Source organism: Candidatus Saccharibacteria bacterium, from assembly GCA_016700015.1.
Lineage (GTDB): Bacteria > Patescibacteriota > Saccharimonadia > Saccharimonadales > Saccharimonadaceae > Saccharimonas.
The window spans coordinates 575,567-591,705 of record CP064995.1; the positions used below are offsets into that span (position 1 = coordinate 575,567).

18 protein-coding genes are annotated in these 16,139 nt (G+C 48.1%); all 18 read right to left on the reverse strand.

Annotated features, from left to right (window positions below):
• Positions 1 to 351 (reverse strand): hypothetical protein, encoded by a 351-nt coding sequence (locus IPM09_03205; GenBank protein QQS21509.1) that lies wholly within the window; start codon positions 349 to 351, stop codon positions 1 to 3.
• A gap of 196 nt (positions 352 to 547) precedes the next feature.
• Complete coding sequence (rsmH, locus tag IPM09_03210) at positions 548 to 1,438, reverse strand: 16S rRNA (cytosine(1402)-N(4))-methyltransferase RsmH (protein ID QQS21510.1); 891 nt, start codon at positions 1,436 to 1,438, stop codon at positions 548 to 550.
• A gap of 889 nt (positions 1,439 to 2,327) precedes the next feature.
• Complete coding sequence (locus IPM09_03215; GenBank protein ID QQS21511.1) at positions 2,328 to 3,125, reverse strand: hypothetical protein; 798 nt, start codon at positions 3,123 to 3,125, stop codon at positions 2,328 to 2,330.
• Positions 3,126 to 3,158: 33 nt separating this feature from the next.
• Positions 3,159 to 3,635: a YvcK family protein gene (locus IPM09_03220; GenBank protein QQS22467.1), complete on the reverse strand. Its 477-nt coding sequence runs from the start codon at positions 3,633 to 3,635 to the stop codon at positions 3,159 to 3,161.
• Between the two features lie 3 nt (positions 3,636 to 3,638).
• Positions 3,639 to 4,181, reverse strand: coding sequence for a YvcK family protein (locus IPM09_03225; GenBank protein ID QQS21512.1), 543 nt, complete (start codon positions 4,179 to 4,181; stop codon positions 3,639 to 3,641).
• A 1-nt stretch (position 4,182) separates the two neighbouring features.
• Positions 4,183 to 5,439, reverse strand: a complete 1,257-nt coding sequence (locus tag IPM09_03230; protein ID QQS21513.1) for a glycoside hydrolase family 1 protein — start codon at positions 5,437 to 5,439, stop codon at positions 4,183 to 4,185.
• Positions 5,440 to 5,468: 29 nt separating this feature from the next.
• Entirely contained in the window at positions 5,469 to 6,467 is a 999-nt protein-coding gene (locus IPM09_03235) for a DUF4868 domain-containing protein (GenBank protein QQS21514.1), read from the reverse strand.
• 281 nt (positions 6,468 to 6,748) lie between these two features.
• Positions 6,749 to 8,278 carry an AAA family ATPase gene (locus tag IPM09_03240; GenBank protein QQS21515.1) on the reverse strand — a complete coding sequence of 510 codons (1,530 nt, stop codon included), beginning with the start codon at positions 8,276 to 8,278 and terminating at the stop codon, positions 6,749 to 6,751.
• Positions 8,279 to 8,447: 169 nt separating this feature from the next.
• Positions 8,448 to 9,083, reverse strand: coding sequence for a hypothetical protein (locus IPM09_03245; protein QQS21516.1), 636 nt, complete (start codon positions 9,081 to 9,083; stop codon positions 8,448 to 8,450).
• Positions 9,083 to 9,508 (reverse strand): ribonuclease HI, encoded by a 426-nt coding sequence (locus tag IPM09_03250; GenBank protein QQS21517.1) that lies wholly within the window; start codon positions 9,506 to 9,508, stop codon positions 9,083 to 9,085. Before IPM09_03250 ends, IPM09_03245 begins: the two co-directional genes overlap by 1 nt.
• Positions 9,509 to 9,591: 83 nt before the next feature.
• Complete coding sequence (locus tag IPM09_03255; protein QQS21518.1) at positions 9,592 to 10,197, reverse strand: excalibur calcium-binding domain-containing protein; 606 nt, start codon at positions 10,195 to 10,197, stop codon at positions 9,592 to 9,594.
• 34 nt (positions 10,198 to 10,231) lie between these two features.
• Positions 10,232 to 10,840 (reverse strand): hypothetical protein, encoded by a 609-nt coding sequence (locus IPM09_03260; GenBank protein QQS21519.1) that lies wholly within the window; start codon positions 10,838 to 10,840, stop codon positions 10,232 to 10,234.
• A gap of 34 nt (positions 10,841 to 10,874) precedes the next feature.
• Positions 10,875 to 11,684 carry a polysaccharide deacetylase family protein gene (locus IPM09_03265; protein QQS21520.1) on the reverse strand — a complete coding sequence of 270 codons (810 nt, stop codon included), beginning with the start codon at positions 11,682 to 11,684 and terminating at the stop codon, positions 10,875 to 10,877.
• 18 nt (positions 11,685 to 11,702) lie between these two features.
• Positions 11,703 to 12,308, reverse strand: coding sequence for a hypothetical protein (locus IPM09_03270; GenBank protein ID QQS21521.1), 606 nt, complete (start codon positions 12,306 to 12,308; stop codon positions 11,703 to 11,705).
• A 177-nt stretch (positions 12,309 to 12,485) separates the two neighbouring features.
• A complete protein-coding gene (locus IPM09_03275; protein ID QQS21522.1) occupies positions 12,486 to 13,589 on the reverse strand; it encodes a DUF262 domain-containing protein in 1,104 nt (367 codons plus the stop codon).
• The gene (locus IPM09_03280; protein ID QQS21523.1) at positions 13,586 to 14,635 is read right to left on the reverse strand and encodes an adenine-specific methyltransferase EcoRI family protein; all 1,050 of its coding nucleotides are present in this window, start codon (positions 14,633 to 14,635) and stop codon (positions 13,586 to 13,588) included. Before IPM09_03280 ends, IPM09_03275 begins: the two co-directional genes overlap by 4 nt.
• The gene (locus IPM09_03285; GenBank protein ID QQS21524.1) at positions 14,635 to 15,711 is read right to left on the reverse strand and encodes an adenine-specific methyltransferase EcoRI family protein; all 1,077 of its coding nucleotides are present in this window, start codon (positions 15,709 to 15,711) and stop codon (positions 14,635 to 14,637) included. Before IPM09_03285 ends, IPM09_03280 begins: the two co-directional genes overlap by 1 nt.
• 37 nt (positions 15,712 to 15,748) lie before the next feature.
• A complete protein-coding gene (locus IPM09_03290; protein ID QQS21525.1) occupies positions 15,749 to 16,051 on the reverse strand; it encodes a DUF427 domain-containing protein in 303 nt (100 codons plus the stop codon).
• Positions 16,052 to 16,139 lie beyond the last annotated feature (88 nt).

Sequence of the window (16,139 nt, forward strand, 5' to 3'; positions counted from 1 at the left end):
CTATTCGCTGACGCGTTGAACATCGGTCGGAGTGGTCATATTTTTCGCAACACTGCTGTTTTTGACTGCTTGTAGTGCCGTCAATCGAGCATTCTCAACTTCAAGGTCTTTTTTCTGCTCCGTCAGTGCCGATATTTTATCAGTAATGTCGCTGGCAGCATAGTCATAGCCTGAAGCCCTCGTTGCCTGGGTTAGATAAATCAGACCCAGTACGGTAATCATTAGTGCCACGAGCACCGTATGAGTCACCGGACCAAGCTTGACAGCCGACACAAACTGAACCGTATTTTGATTACGCGACCAGTTTGTCGTGCGCCGATTGGTAAATTGTGCGGTACGTGTATAAGACATGTGGTGGATTGTTTGTTTTAGTGTTTGTATTGGTGGAGTGTCGGCCCGCGTGGCCCTATTGCCGTATTGGGGCCGACCTCCATGCGCGCATGAACTCAAAAACTATTTGAAGCGAACTTCTACTTTGAATTCCTGTGACGCGTTTTGTACTGGGATGTGTACTGGCATTGCCGTTACCGTCCCCTTTCTTTGGTGTTTATTTTTTCACAGCGGCGCGGAGTTTGGCGCTCCTAGCGCGCGGGTTGTGAACATCATTAGTGTCGCCGGCGATCGGTTTTTTGGTCAGTAGTTGGAGTTCCGATTCGTAGCCAGCAGCATGTTGCTCCGCGAAGTAGCGCTTCACGATGCGGTCCTCCAGGCTGTGAAAGCTAATGACGCCTACCCTTCCGCCCTGTTTTAGGAGCTTCGGGAGCAGCGGCATGATCTCACGAACCTGGCGGAGCTCATCGTTGACGCATATGCGAAAGGCCTGAAAGGTGCGTGTCGCTGGGTGGGTTTTTTGCCACTTGCCGACATGGGCGCGCTGTATTACTTCGGCGAGTTCTCCTGTGGTGTGCAGTGGCCGAGCGGCGATAATTGCGTCGGCATACCGCTGTGCAGTACGCGTTGGCTCTTCGCCATACTCTTTTAGAAAATGGATTAATGTTGTGCGTGTTGCAGTATTAATCAGCGTCCCAGCCGTTTGGCCTTGGCGCTGATCCATTCTCATATCGAGTGGACCACTTCTTGTAAAGGAAAATCCTCGCTCGGGTAAATCGAGCTGTGGTGATGACACCCCCAAGTCAAGTAATATCAAACTAAATTGTCTGCCGTCTTCGACGAGCTGTTTGGCAGCTGCCAGAAAATCGGTAGAAAGTACCTGCACTCCCTTGTCTTTTAGGTCATGAAGCGTGCTGGTAGCATGCTCATCACGGTCGACAAGAACAGAGTCAGTATAGTTAGTGGTTTGGGCCAGGACTTTCCGCGCGTGACCGCCATACCCCGCCGTCAAGTCGAGATAATTCTCGCCTGATTGGGGCTGCAGCACCGCCAGTACGTCATCGCACAAAACCGGAACATGAAGTGGTGGATGTTCTTTGATACTCATACACCCCTATTGTAACCGTAATTCGACAAGGTGTCGACGTATGATATACAAGTAGCGGTGTTTCGAGATCACCAAACTGGTAGCAAGCCTTGTATGTTTGTTTTCGCATGGTAATGTTTGTTTTTGATAAGTTGTCAGTCGCAGCCGACGGGGTCTGCAAAGCAGAGCATAATCCGATTCTTGCGACTATTGAGAGACTTATGTGTGAGGTGGAGTTTTTTGGGAGGTGTTGTGTTAGAGGAAGGAACATTCGACTAGGTTTAGTGTGGGTCGATAAACCACTGACTCACTACCAGATTGCTGATCTCGAGGATATCGTTTACTGATTGATTTGTTAAGGTCCTGTCCTTTGGATAGATGGGTAAGCAAGCGAGTTCGGGAAGCGTCTAGGCTTCCCTTCTGACACTACATTCGTGCAATAGAGCAGCGCACTACCGTTTCTAGCTGGTATGCGATTTCGAGAATCTGCCCGAAGTATATCATTTGGTTTTTTTGTTGTGGTGTTTGTGTTGGCGGTACTTCCGCGTTTGCCACTGAGCTCATAATACGCGTTTCCGTCAATAATAAGCAATACCATTTTTTGACATTTTTTCTCATTATGCTTTCGTTTATCCACAGTTTTGTGGATAAGTCAAATTAGCAACAGATACAAAAAATACCAGTTGCCTGGTAGGTGGTGTGGTATTTTTTGCTATAGCACTGACGTGTTATTGACTATTTAGCAAACTGGAGTGTCATCCATACTGCAAACAATATGCCGTACACAAGACAAGTTGAAACCAGTGACTTTACAGATGGAGCTGTCGAAGCGCTATGAGGAAATGTTTGTTTTATCACTTTCATGATACTTTCATTATAGCACAAGATTGATATATTGTCAATATAGTGATTAGTCTGCCACCACGCTACGGAACGCTTTTATCGCTCCGAGCGCCTCGATCATCCCATGGACTGCTACAACACCGCCAGGCAAGTGCCCACTCTGAAAATCGTGCTGATTGGCTTCGTCTTCTGGAGTAACCCGTATGCCAAAGAGTGGTCTCATGAGGCTGGCAAAGCTTGCCGTTTTGTCATCAAGCAAGATGATACGTCTTGCCACTGTCTGCAAATCAACTTCAGGTGACATGCTCGCAGGAAGATAAAAGCCATCGCCTTCCTCATACCATTTCATAATCTTAGCCGCTTTGTCCTTTTGGTTGCAGACATACGCCGGCAAATCGTCAAGGCCAGCTGCAGAGATTTTAGCTAACTGCCAAGCCTTTGCATCGGCCCATTTCTGATCATTGCGATCAGGTGATGATGCGCCGTACGTAAACATTGCCAGCAGCATGTCTTCAGCCACCGCATAGTCTATAATCTTACGAGCATGCTTCATCAGCAAATCATGCCCTCGCCCTCGCTCGATAAAATCCCGCTCAACATTTGCCTGCCACGAATACCCAGTGCCTTCGAGTGAGTGGTTAATGAACCCGACGACATTATAGGACTCGCCGCTTCTCTTGGCTCGTTCATACTCATCATAGAGTTGTTTAGCAGTTAGCGGCGTGTTATAGGCTGTTGCCTCGACCGCGATCGAAAACGCACGCATAGTATCAACGGCACATCGATCGACATCAAAGAAAATTGCATCAGGGATACGGAGCAATCGACGGCTTGCGCTAGTCGGGTTGGGTGCCAACTCTCTCATTAAGTATATTTTACAACTATTACTCGAAAAAGTCTATTTATTGACTGGCTGCACCAGCTCAATCAGTGCGCTGGCAACGGTAGTGGGATTGTGACGAATCAATGAGCGTACAACCGGCAAATGCGTGTCCTCCCTGTTATAGCGAGCAATTTGACCCAAAAAGTTACCACCGATCGCTTGGTACGGCTGCGCTAATAGCTGGGCTTCATCAACCTCAACCAAATAGTCATTCTCTGCCTTGTAGCGTTCCAGTATTCGTCTCGATGGTATCTGATTATTGTAGATAACCCCGTCGAGGAAGCTGCCGCCGCCGAAACGTTCGATTTCTTTAGCATGATCACTCACGGTAAACCCATTGGTTTGACCGTCTTTAGTCACAAGATTACAAACGTATACTACCTTCGCGCGAGTCCGCCGCAGAGCATCACCAATACCATCAATGATTAGTAGCGGCCCGAGTGAGGTGTAGAGGTCACCTGGTGCAATTACTACCAGATCCGCTTGGTCGATAGCCTAAATTGCTAGAGGGTTTACCGCCGCAGCCGGCTCAAGACTAAGGCGCGCTTTGCGAGGATCGTTTTTGAAATGATCGGAGTCAATCACCCGCTCACCATGCAGCGTCACGCTACCTTTTGACCAAGTCATCTTTAGGCGCACATTGTCGTAGGTCACCGGTATCACCGTGCCATTAACCCGCAGCACTTCGCTAGCGGTTTCGATTGCTTCCCCAAAACTGCCCGTCGACTTTTCGAGAGCAGTCAAAAATAAGTTGCCAAACGAATGGCCTTCAAATGTGCCCTCGCTAAAACGATAGTTAAAGAGGTCGCGGATTTTTGGCGAATCACTAAGTGCAACCAAGCACTGGCGTACGTCGCCAGGTGGCAACACACCTAGTTCATCACGGAGCACCCCAGTGCTACCACCATCATCTGCCATAGTAACGATTGCAGCAATTTTAGAGGTATGGTTTTTTAGAGCAGAAAGCAGCGTAAAACTTCCCGTGCCTCCACCGATCACAGCAATCTTTAGCTCATCATCGCCAAAAGGTGATTCCATACTAACTCCTTAGCTTTTTTAGTATCTTTGCATACCAAACAGCGCTCGGTCGTACCGTCCGCTTTAGTGTGTGGTAGTCGACTTCCGCCAGACCATAGCGCGGCCAAAAACCACGATCCAATTCAAACTGATCAGTCAGAGCATAGACCATATACCCAATCACCTGCACGCCATCGCGCAGCGCCGCCTGCATCGCAACAACAGTTTGTGTCAACCACCACTTACGGTACTGATCTTGGTGATCGGCCACACCGCTTGCCGTCACCATGATTGGCAAATGGTATGCATCGTGCACTTGCTGGAGAACATGTCGTAACTTGTCGGGATCCATTTGCGCATCAACATCGCTCATGCGCTCATTAGGATTATGAACCCGGTAACCGTAGACACGCTGGCTACCCTTGTAGTTTATCCCTATAAAATCACTCGATTTCACCACACGGCGTAATATGTGAGTGTTTTGTTTGAAATGCAGTATATCCGCGCTCCGCTCACTGAGCCAGGCGTCATCACCAGGGTAAATATAGTCATAATTCTTAGCAATTCCCACCTTAAAACGCCGATTCTCAGCGTGTATTAGCTCCGCCGCCTTTCGATGAGCATATAGCAGATTGCCAAGCACCATATATCCCCGTCGACTACTCATTACCTGTGGTGGCCACTTGCCCCGGATATAGCTCATATCAACATAGGTCTGCGGTTCGTTCATTGTGATGATATAGCGCATACCACCGCCCAGTTCTTGCATGATATACTGCACATATTCCGTAAAATAACGCACGTTCGCTCGCTTTTCAAAGCCACCTTTAGCCGCAAACCACACTGGCAACGTATAGTGAAATAGTGTAATAACCGGTTCGATACCATTTTGTTTCATTGCCACCAACTGTTGTCGGTAATGGCTTATCGCCTCAGGGTCCCATGCTCCCTCTTCTGGCTGTACCCTTGACCATTCAATCCCTATACGCAGCGCATTCAAATTCATCACTCGCGCTAGCGCACAATCCTGCTCAAAAAGATTATACCCGCCCGCAGCGCGTCCAGAGGTATAATTCGCGGGAGCCTTCGCCAACGACTTTATCTTTGGCCATACCGGTAAATCATCGTACTGGTACGAGCTCTGGGCAGCAAGCGCTTTGGCATTTTCAAGCTCCCACACCGTCCATTGATTGTGACAACTCCCCTCATACTGATGAGGGCTTGTCGCCGCTCCCCATAGAAAATGTTTAGTAAATCCGTGCGCTGGTCGATTAGGCATATAGCGCTATTATATCAGTAAGCTGTCGGCTAAGCACCGGGGGCCGCGCTTGATTCAGAAGTGGTACCGCGGAGCTCTTTTTTGCCTTTTACTTCATAGCGAATGCCCGTCATATCACTAGTGATATAATCGTCATTGAGTAAATTGACAAACTTCGCGGTGTCTTTGGCATCCATCAGTATGATAGCCCCCGCTGCATCATCAGTCATAAGCTCAAGTCCCATCGTATCAGCATGGTCAACCACTTGGTCTTGCGTCACATTCCCCACTTCGACTTTTTGCAGCTTGCTTACCAGGCTTGGCGTGTCACGTACCAACGCATCAAACGTCAACCCTTCGGGGAATTTCAGTTTAAAATGTTCCTCAATTTCCTTAATTTTTTCCTCGGCCACCGCAAATTTTTTGGCATCATATCCAAACATGCGTACAAATTTCACTTCGCTAAAGGCAAAAATATCACTCCCCGCCACTAGCACTTGGTTGTCCGGTGTAATACGCAACCCGGCATCGGCACTAAACGGCTGAAATGAGTCACCGTTATACATCCAAGCAGTGGCGCCTTTAAGCACCTGTGATTGCGGTAGGAGCTTTGCAATAAAGAATGGTTCGGCACCAGCTTTTTTAAACCGCGCTATAATGCCTTTTACTTTTTTGAACTCGTGGTCACCTTCGCGAAACACTTCGAGCCCTTCTTCGCCGTACAGTATCTGCTCTATCACTTCTTGGGCATGCTCTACCTTTTCTAGCTCGGTACGCTCCAGCACATTATCCTCGGCAGCCGCCGCTTCAAAATCACGTACTAGCATGCCAGTCGCAGCACCGGTTTGTACTGTACTGATCATGTCGTAGAGAAACAGTACTTTTAGTTGAGCCTTTAGTTCTTTGGCATAATTGGTGGCGTATACAGTGTAGCCTTTTGTAAACAAATATAAGTCGATGTCGAGTTGGTCTTTATCTTTGTCGGCCATATTTGCCCAGTGAAAAATATCGGTTGGGGCTGTTTGGGGTTTTGCTGTAGTTTCTGTCATGCGTACCAGTGTACTACCTGTATACGGGCAAGCGCAAACCTAAAAGAGTCGTACAAATACTTACCAATTGACAGTCATTATTGTTTGTTATACAAAAATGGTTGCAGTTTTCATAGCCTTATGTTATAGTCTACTTGTGTTTTGTCATCATTGTGTCATTGATATTATTGTTTATATATTTAATTTGTGTTGTTGTATGGTTTGCAGCATGATAAATAGTATTGAATAGTAACTATAAACCGCACATTGTACTAGTAGGTTTTTATTGTAGAACTACCATTTTATATCTGTACTATATCTTCGCCATAATGCTTTTGAAGTCGCATCACTACACTATTTTCGTGACGACCAAGTAGTTTGCTCAACTTTTTAACAGAAGCACCGTTGGTAAACTCAAGCTTAAGGGTCGCATCATCACTCACTGTCCATGGACGATAAGCATTGGGGTAGGTCTCGCGCATTTTCGCGATTTTTTCGGCCCAGCCACTGCTTGTCTTCGGTTTCTTTTTTACCAGTGGGTCAGTACTACGTTTGGCAGCGGCTGTTTTTAGGTGTGAGAACCGCTTCGCATCACTAAGCGCGCTACTACGCAACTGTACATCTATTTCAGCCGCCTCAGGACTGACCTGAAGCGCCATCCGGTTTATGCCGACTAAATATAGGTGGTCGATCGATTTCACACGGCTGAGTGCCACATAGCCCATGCCTTCAACAAATGCCTTGCGCAGGTCCATGCGCGCTGCGTCGAGCGTCATACCCTGGCTTTTGTGTACGGTAATCGCCCAGGCTAGTCGGAGTGGTATCTGGCTAATACTCGCCCGCTTTTTGTCACCGTCGCGCAGCTCCCATGTATCTGGTTGCATTGTCACAGTTTTACCGTTTATAAAATCAACAACTGGATAGTCAGTTCCGGGCTCAAAGTCGACTACCGTACCAATACTGCCATTGACGTAGCGACGAGCGGTGTCGTTTTTTACTGCCATTACCAGCGCGCCTTGCTTTAGTGTTAGGGTGCTCGGTGCTAGCACGCTACGCTGCAAATTCTCAACATAGTTTGCGCTTCCTGTTGTGTGACACTCGTATATCACCTCGTCACCTGGCAGCTGGGCTAATCGCAGCTGATTGATACGATCAACATCAACATTCACAGTGTGCAGCTCGGTAAGCTGCGTATCGTCAGCTAGGGGTATTTCTGTGCGCGCCAGCAGCGCTTCGGCGTGGTGCCGCCGTAAATCGCCCGCCCTTAGCGCGGTCAATATACTATGAAGTGTATCACCATCTGTCTGACGGAACTGTTCATCGAGGTAAATAACAACTGGATCAAGCTCGTTCCAAACCTTACTGCCGACGACAAATCCGCCGGTGCGCGACCCTTCGCGGTTGATGGGCGGCAGCTGGAAAAAATCACCACTCATCACAAGCTGTATACCGCCAAACGGCTCGTCTTTGCGTCGCACCAGTCGACAAACATCGTCTACCATATCGAGCCGAAAGTCATGCAGCATACTAATCTCATCGATAATCAGCACGTCAGTTTTTTCTATAATTTCCCGCCGCCCCTTCGATAACTGGTCGAGAAAATGCGCTGGTAATTCGTCGTGCACCCCTATCCCGGCCCAGGCATGGATCGTGCTTCCGCCTAGATGGGTCGCAGCAAGTCCCGTTGTAGCAGTTACACTGACGTGCTTGCCCTCGTATTTACTTAGCCGAATAAACTGATTGAGCAGAAATGTCTTACCGGTACCGGCAGGGCCAGTTAAAAGGGCGCTTTCGCCCGACAGCAACACCTCGAGTGCTAACCCCTGATTCATCTTCCTAGTATAGCGGTGCCTGGGTGCTGTGTCTGTTGTACAATTTATATTCAGTCATAGAAAAACTCCTTTCGTCTATCCACGTACAGCAAGACGAAAGGAGTATGTATACGAATTGTTCATACCTAGTGTATCAAATATGTATTCAGGTTGCAAGGCGCGAGAGGCGCTAGGCAACACCTTGGTAATCAATCCCGCGCGCACTCACAGCGTCCCTGCGAAACTGCTCTATCCTACTAAGTAGTATATCGATATCGGCCGCTGTCAGTAGCTCATGTTCAGTACTTCGAAATGAACGTGGGTCCTTCCATTCATTCTTGTCTTCATCAAATTCTAACTCTTCAGTAACTTCAAGCAATAAATCATCCCTATATCCCCTTGTTAGGGCTTCGGCATGCACCGTCGTGGGACTCATAATTTCGGCTTTCAACACCTGTGCATCTACCACCTCTGTATTCCACTGTAGTCGATACATTCTACGTTCGGTATAATACAGTGTCTTTTCAGGCCGTATTAACCACGATTCAGTCTCTAGTACAACGAGTTTCTTAGCCGTATCGCCTACATAGCGCACAAGTGCCGCATAGTTGCGGTCGTGTTCAATATGTGTGCGTAATCTACGGTCAGGTGCACTCCACTCGGTTAGGCCACCTGGCAGCAAAAAAGCTTTGCCAGGAAAACGCGTCGTCACCTTCGCATCACCGCCCAGGCAGCGTACCGTATCATACAAAAGCTCAACACAATCCTCACCCTGTTCGGCGGCTGGCGCATCCCACCCTACGAGATGTTCACTAAAAAGCCCCATTAATCCTCTAGTCTCATGCCTTCCCGTGCTTTGTTGGCCCATTCGTCGGCAAGTTCATTACCCTCGTGTCCTACATGTCCCCTGACCCACACAAGTTCCGCGTTGCTTTTCCCATATAGCTCGTACGCCTCCCGCACCAGGTCCAGATTTTTAATCTCACCGCCTTTTTTTGTCCAACCGCGCGCCTCCCATCCAGGTGCCCACTTCGTGATGACATTGATCCAGAATTCGCTGTCGGTATAGATACTACAAGCCCCACCAGATGCAATAGACATTGCAGCTATCAGTGCTCGTCCCTCCATACGAATATTGGTCGTATCGCCATCCTCGCTACCAAGCACTACCGGCCTGCCGTCTTCAATCACCGCAAATCCGCCAGGCCCAGGGTTTGGACTCGCGCTGCCATCAGTATGGAAAATTCTCATATCGTCTATCATACCCTCTCGCCCACCAAAAACAAAGCCCGAGCAGTGTACCCCGGGCTTTGCTGATTATTTGTAGTCTAATGTTATTTTTCGCAAGCGATGCCGTCGTTATCACGATCAAGCCGTCGCTCGTAGCTTGGATCATTACGTTTGATATCAAACACGCCAGCGTCAAATGCTTCAGTACAGTTTTCAAAGTGACGACCACTGGTTGCGTTGCTTGTTGATTGTTTAGCAATCTTTTCTTTTGATACCTGGTTTGCTTCAGCTGCCGGGTCAGTGTTAACGACACTTGATTCACCATCGGCTTGAGCTTTCACGCTCGCATAGGGTGATCCGTCGGTAATTGGCGTTTGGTTAGCCACCCAGCCAAATCCACCAAGCCATGCAGCAATCACCGCCACGAGTACAGGCATGAGCGGGCTTTTTTTGAAACCTTCTGGGTCTTTAGCATACCATACAGCAGCAAAAACAATCGGGATGATTGGTAGCGCCACCAGATACAAAAGCACAGCGATGACTGATCGTTTTGTTTTACCCCATGGCTGGTAGCGGTAGCGCACTCCAGGGAATCGTGATAGTATCCAGACAGCCCAACCCGGGCCGGTGATGCGTTCGGGCTGACCGGCCTCAATCGCTTCTTGATTTGCTTGCTTTGCCGTTATCCGGCGTACTTTCGTTTGTGGCATACTCGCTTATCTCCTTTTACTTACTATTATCTTCCTACCTCGACTGAAGCGCGTCAAGGGCCACACTCATGGCCGCAAGTACCCGCCAATCAACACGCGCCCATAGCTCGTCATCAGTCTGTAACACGTAGTGGTCACGAAAAAGAGTGGTTTTTGTATATGAACCGACTTGTTTACCTGTTTGTGCATCGAGAAACACAAAATGATACTTCATAAACATCACGACAAGTTCTACTAGTGTACCCAGTAGTGGTATTTCGCCACCAAACCGCCGTAGAATTGCGAGTACTTGGTTGCTCTCCTTTACAATCACCTGCTCGTTTCCGCTCGCATCGAGTATTTTCCAAGTGCTGCTGACAATCGATTGCATAAACTCTTTTTTGAACATACCAACCAGCTTGCCACTCGCGTCTTCTACAAAGTAGCGACCATGGACATCAAGCACCTTCTCGGCACGAAACGTAAAAGATAGACGGTCGCGTTTTTCGTCCGTATAGAACATCACTTTTTCTTTCATCGCAAGGCGTTTCTGTTGCGCCATTCCTATAAGTGTCCTGGCAGTACCATCTTCGTTCGCCTGCATGACATTATATTTATTGACAAATGCAGTAATCTTTTGCTGTATCACAAGTCGCGGCTTCATCCATGTTCTCCTTATGTCACTATAGTAGCACGGCCTATAGCCAATCTTCTAGGCGTTCGGTATGCAGCCCCGAGGCCTGCATTGCAGTGACAAATGCGTCGATATCTGCCTTGAAGTCGGGCCGAAAATGCATGATTACTATATCGCCCGGCTTAAGACTCGAGCCTTCTTGATACTGTACCGCTCCACCATCCACCTTCGCCCTCCAGCTGACAACAGCACGCATTCCACAGTCTGCCGCTAGTGACTGCATGAGCGGACTTGAGGCGCCGCCAGGGGCACGATAGAGCTGCGGCCTCTTACCATATTCGCGCTCTATGATCGTCGACATGCCACAAATCTCGTTCCATACGTACGAGCCTTGTGCTCGAAATAGTCGCAAATCATGGGACACAGTATGATTTTCAATGATAAACCCTGCCTCAACATACGGCTTATAGTAATCATAGTGACCAGCAATAAACGCATCTGCCAAAAATAGCGATGCGATCAGATGCCTCTGACGCATATAGAGCAAATAGTCCTCGCCCTTTGACGCACCGTCGTCAATTGTCAGAAAAACTACCGGCAGTTTTGTGTCGAGGCGCGAGATAATAGGAGCAACACCGTTTACTATCGGCGGGACTACGACATCGTGTGCACGCAGGGACGCTCTATAGGTCGGTAGCTTTGTAGTCTTAGCTGGAGCACTGTGAGTCACGACGATTGGACTCGTGTCGATCACTCTACCCGACAGCAGCACTCCTATACTAATACCCACGAGCGTACTAACCGCTACAAGTGTACTCGTGTGAAGCAACTGACTCTGTCTTGCCTTCGACTGGAGTGATGATATATGGGACATTTTTTATAGTATAACACCCTATTCACCTGTTTCAGTCTGGTAGGTGCTGGCAATTTCACGCATCCTTCCACTCAGAAGAAGCGCAAACATTATAACGCCAAATGTCGCCGAGTAGGCTGGATACAGCACGCCCGCCGTCGTCGCCTGAGAAACGAGGGCAGCAGCGAATATCAACACACTGCCACTGGCAGAACACGCCCAGCTCATCAATGATTCCTCCTCGGGGTCGCGCCACGCATGCAGAAGTGTTGGTATGTAAGCAATCGTATCTACGACTAACAACACGGTGAGCGAGAGTACCGGACTGAGTCCAAGAAGCAGCAGCCCTATGCCCATCGCCGCACCAATCAATGCCAGAGTATCAAGTCGGGTCAATCGCCTACTTCCCTGTCGCCAGCCTACAACAACAATCGCCGCGCATCCTATTACTGACACCATCGACAATACTGCGCTCGCCACCTGGCCTTCGCGCACCGCAATATAGGTCATCGCCGACAACAGTACTGTCCATATTGCCCACGACACCAAGCGGGGTCGCGCACGGCCCTTAGTGACGTCACGCAAATACGGCAATGAACTAATTGATGAAAGTAGGAGCCCTGCCCCAAGAATAATTGCTACCATGGTAGTATCCTTTCTTTTAGAAGCGCCACGCCAAAAACCGGCCGACACATTGGTTAGTTGTCGGTCAGTTAGTGCTGAACTGACCAGGCAAGTTTTCGTTCAGGGAGCATACCCCTACCGCATGCGGAAAAACTTTAGTGTTATTAGTATAGCATATATCGTATAGCTGTGACAAATCTAGCTATCGCTCTTGCGTCGATTACACTCCCTGCAGCGCATCATACAGTTTTCGGCAGTCGTTTTACCGCCTGCTACCCAGGGTGTTATGTGGTCGCCTTCCATGGCTTCAAATTCATAGTGGCCTTTGCAGTCTGGGCATATCCCATTTTGACGCTCATAGGCAGCACGTTTCATACGTATATCAAATGCCCGCACCGATAAGTACTTTTCCTTACGCGTCAGCACATACATATATATTCCCGGCCGACTTGTTACGTCATCGTCTTGCATGAGTTTTTTTACTTCAGCTTCAAGCGCTTGTGGGTCGAGCTGAGCATCGTGAAACTCATTGTAGAGCGGCCCCCACGGCACGTGTTTCATTTCGCCGCGATACACGGGGAATGTCGCTCGCGCCCATTCAACAACTCGCTGAAAGTACTGCCACAGCTCATCAGCGTTTTGTTCGTGTTGATGCGTAGCCATATAGTCTGCAACTTCGCCGTTATTAATCCACGACAGTGCCGTTTCTAGGTATTCTTGTCGTATGGGCGATCCGGTTAGGAGTGCCCCGCCGTCGCTTGCCAGCAAATATGCCACGCAGTGGGTTTTGCTAAATTTCAGTTTCGCGTCACTTAGCCACGGACCGGTGTACACAGCATTGCGCAGTTCCTGATCGGTTAGTTTTTCGCCAGCAATATTGATTGTTTTGAACCACTCGAGCCGCTCTTTGTCTGTACCTTCACAGAAATAAATCATCAGTTCATAGTCAAGTATTTTCTCTTGCTCATCGTGCGTTAGATTGTGAAATCCCATGTCGTACATTCCATCTCGCACCGAAAAGTCCCCGGCAACATACTGAGCGATACTTATGGTACGCTGCTGACCGTCGAGCACTTCGTAGTTCCCGTCATCATTCACCATCCAGTACATTACGTTGAGCGGGAAACCTTTGCGCACCGTGTCGATCACTGCGTCGCGCTGCTTGCCGGTATACACAAACTCGCGCTGGTACTTGGGCCGAATATTGAGCCTGCCGCCATAGGCAGTGACGCCTTCTTCCTGGCTATCGGTGTAGCCATGTACGACATCGCGAATTTTTATGCGATGGAGTTCAATATTCATACGCTAGCTCCTTCTTTTTTCTTTATGAGAATTCTTGCATAGGGGTCTTTTTTACCGACACTGTGCAGCGACAATTGCCTGGGCTTTGGTAGCCCCTGTTCTGTGACCGCAAAAAAGTGCGGGTTAATATCTATAATCTCATATTGCGCTGGATTATACTTATCCAAAAACGTAATCGGCACTCCCATGACACCGCTATAGTCTCCGGGTACGTCTGCGACGACGTCGACATTAATCGCTTCGTAGTTGTCGTACGCTGGATACTCGTCGGGTGTGTATTTTTTATAGGTTGCAAATACTTCATGTCGCTTGGTGGTATCTAGGTTTGTGAACCAACAAGCCATAATATGTTTTAGCTTAACACCATCAACAATCTTTTCGTACTTCTCGCCCTCTGGCACAGCCAGCCACATATCACTGTTGATATTACGATACCCGAGCCACAGCTTGTTTTCTTTGATTAGTTTGAAAACCTCTTTGTAGGTAATGGCATTTTTGTTACCGATGATTATGAACTTTTTATTGTGTTCGGCGAGCTGTGCTATGTATTCACGAAACAGCGAAAACGGCGGATTTGTTACCACTATGTCGGCTTGTTTTAGCAGGTCTACGCATTCGTCACTGCGGAAATCCCCGTTGCCGCCGAGCGGCGACGCGACATTGGCGTCGTGTTTGAGCAGCCACTCCACATCGCCCATCCCTACCGCTCCGTCACCGTTTACATCGGGCACTTCATTGATTTCAATCTTAAACGGTGCTTTGTTGCTCGGCTCCAAGCCAATAATCTGCGGCAGTGGCAGTTGCATACCGGCAATTGGTGACTTGGTGTAGCTCGTGGTAATAAGCTTCTTCAGCCCTAGGTGGTTGAAGTTGCTGGCAAAGTATTTGAAAAAGTTGCTTTCAAACGGGTCGTCGCAGTTGCAGTATACCACCTTGCCACGAAACTGCTCTTTATAGTGCCGCAGCTCATCCTCAATATCTTTGAGCTGTGTATAGAATTCGTCGTTCTTTTCCCGCTTAGCGCTCCCCAGTATTATGTTTGGCATTAGCTTAAACGCCTCGTTCTTATGACTACGCGGTGATAAAGGCGTGTGTAGGTGCCATCAGTATTTTTCAAATAAAAACTAGGCCCACCCTGCTGATACATCCCCTTTTCTGCAATTTCCGACATCGGTTTTCCAAGTGTAATGCTTGAACCTACAATCTCAAATTGTGCAGGATTATGCTTGTCGAGAAACGTGATTGGTACGCCCATTTTGCCATCATAATCCATGGGGATATCAGCTGCCTTTGATACCTCTATCGCATCGTAATTGAAGTATGCAGGATATTCACTCGCGGAATATTTCTTATACAAATTCATTATGTCTTTATGTTTCGCAACATCAAGTGATGTGAACCAACACGATGTTGAAACCCGGGCAATTTTCCGACCACTTGCGTCAATATGGTGGTACTGTTCCCAATCGCTCGGTACTACAAAGAACATTCCGACGTTGAAGTTTGTGTAACCCGTACGGACTTTATCATCTTTAAACAGTTGAAAAACCTCTTTATACGTAAGTGCATTCGTGTTTCCGATTATCAAAAAATCTTTTTTGTGCTCTACAAGCAAATTCAAAAACTCACGAAACAGCGAAAACGGTGGATTAGTCACCACTATGTCGGCTTGTTTTAGCAGTTCTACGCACTCATCGCTCCTAAAGTCGCCGTTGCCAGCTAGCGGCGAGGCGGTGTTTTTGTTGTGCCGTAGCAGATACTCCACGTCGGTAATTCCCACTGCTCCATCGCCATCAACATCTGGCACTTCGTTGATCTCGATTTTAAACGGTTCTTTGCCAGTGGGTTGCAGCCCAATAATCTGCGGCAGCGGTAGCTGCATACCCGCCACTGGCGACTTGCTATAGCTGGTGGCAATGAGCTTTTTTAGCCCTAGGTGATTAAAGTTGCTCGCAAAGTATTTGAAAAAGTTACTTTCAAACGGGTCGTCGCAGTTACATAGCACTACTTTGCCGCGAAACTGCTCTTTGTAGTGCCGCAGCTCCTTTTCAATATCAACAAGCTGCGTATAAAACTCATCTTTCTTCTGCTGCTTCGCAACCTGCAAGTTTATTTGTGCCATCTATTCAAGTATAGCGCACCTAGACTTGTCGGCTCAACTAATCGACAACTTGTATGCCATTCCAAAACGCTACGTAGTTACTAAAGTCATTTCGAACTTTTTCTATCGATCCGTCTTTTGGCTGTGGGTAGTACCATGAGCCAAATTCATTTCGCTTGCCGTCAACTACCACGTCGTAGTAGCTAGCTTCGCCTTTCCAAAAACACGTGGTATGGTGGTCGCTATCTTGAAAGAACTCGCGTTTCAGACTACTAGGTGGGAAATACCAGTTACCCTCAATCCGAATTAGTTCTTCTTTCGCCGCTTCTGCGACAACTTCATTATTCCAAATTGCTTTCATATCTCCACCTTTCTTAGTTAAGTCGTATTTGCTAACTCTACTCCCAGTATATCGCAGTGGGCAGTCCACCCTCGCCTATCCAATATTT

What these genes read in the sequence shown, in the direction of transcription:
- IPM09_03205 (QQS21509.1), bottom strand. Translation starts at nt 351, where the DNA reads ATGTCTTATACACGTACCGCACAATTTACCAATCGGCGCACGACAAAC.
- rsmH (QQS21510.1), bottom strand. Translation starts at nt 1,438, where the DNA reads ATGAGTATCAAAGAACATCCACCACTTCATGTTCCGGTTTTGTGCGAT.
- IPM09_03215 (QQS21511.1), bottom strand. Translation starts at nt 3,125, where the DNA reads ATGAGAGAGTTGGCACCCAACCCGACTAGCGCAAGCCGTCGATTGCTC.
- IPM09_03225 (QQS21512.1), bottom strand. Translation starts at nt 4,181, where the DNA reads ATGGAATCACCTTTTGGCGATGATGAGCTAAAGATTGCTGTGATCGGT.
- IPM09_03230 (QQS21513.1), bottom strand. Translation starts at nt 5,439, where the DNA reads ATGCCTAATCGACCAGCGCACGGATTTACTAAACATTTTCTATGGGGA.
- IPM09_03235 (QQS21514.1), bottom strand. Translation starts at nt 6,467, where the DNA reads ATGACAGAAACTACAGCAAAACCCCAAACAGCCCCAACCGATATTTTT.
- IPM09_03240 (QQS21515.1), bottom strand. Translation starts at nt 8,278, where the DNA reads ATGAATCAGGGGTTAGCACTCGAGGTGTTGCTGTCGGGCGAAAGCGCC.
- IPM09_03245 (QQS21516.1), bottom strand. Translation starts at nt 9,083, where the DNA reads ATGGGGCTTTTTAGTGAACATCTCGTAGGGTGGGATGCGCCAGCCGCC.
- IPM09_03250 (QQS21517.1), bottom strand. Translation starts at nt 9,508, where the DNA reads ATGAGAATTTTCCATACTGATGGCAGCGCGAGTCCAAACCCTGGGCCT.
- IPM09_03255 (QQS21518.1), bottom strand. Translation starts at nt 10,197, where the DNA reads ATGCCACAAACGAAAGTACGCCGGATAACGGCAAAGCAAGCAAATCAA.
- IPM09_03260 (QQS21519.1), bottom strand. Translation starts at nt 10,840, where the DNA reads ATGAAGCCGCGACTTGTGATACAGCAAAAGATTACTGCATTTGTCAAT.
- IPM09_03265 (QQS21520.1), bottom strand. Translation starts at nt 11,684, where the DNA reads ATGTCCCATATATCATCACTCCAGTCGAAGGCAAGACAGAGTCAGTTG.
- IPM09_03270 (QQS21521.1), bottom strand. Translation starts at nt 12,308, where the DNA reads ATGGTAGCAATTATTCTTGGGGCAGGGCTCCTACTTTCATCAATTAGT.
- IPM09_03275 (QQS21522.1), bottom strand. Translation starts at nt 13,589, where the DNA reads ATGAATATTGAACTCCATCGCATAAAAATTCGCGATGTCGTACATGGC.
- IPM09_03280 (QQS21523.1), bottom strand. Translation starts at nt 14,635, where the DNA reads ATGCCAAACATAATACTGGGGAGCGCTAAGCGGGAAAAGAACGACGAA.
- IPM09_03285 (QQS21524.1), bottom strand. Translation starts at nt 15,711, where the DNA reads ATGGCACAAATAAACTTGCAGGTTGCGAAGCAGCAGAAGAAAGATGAG.
- IPM09_03290 (QQS21525.1), bottom strand. Translation starts at nt 16,051, where the DNA reads ATGAAAGCAATTTGGAATAATGAAGTTGTCGCAGAAGCGGCGAAAGAA.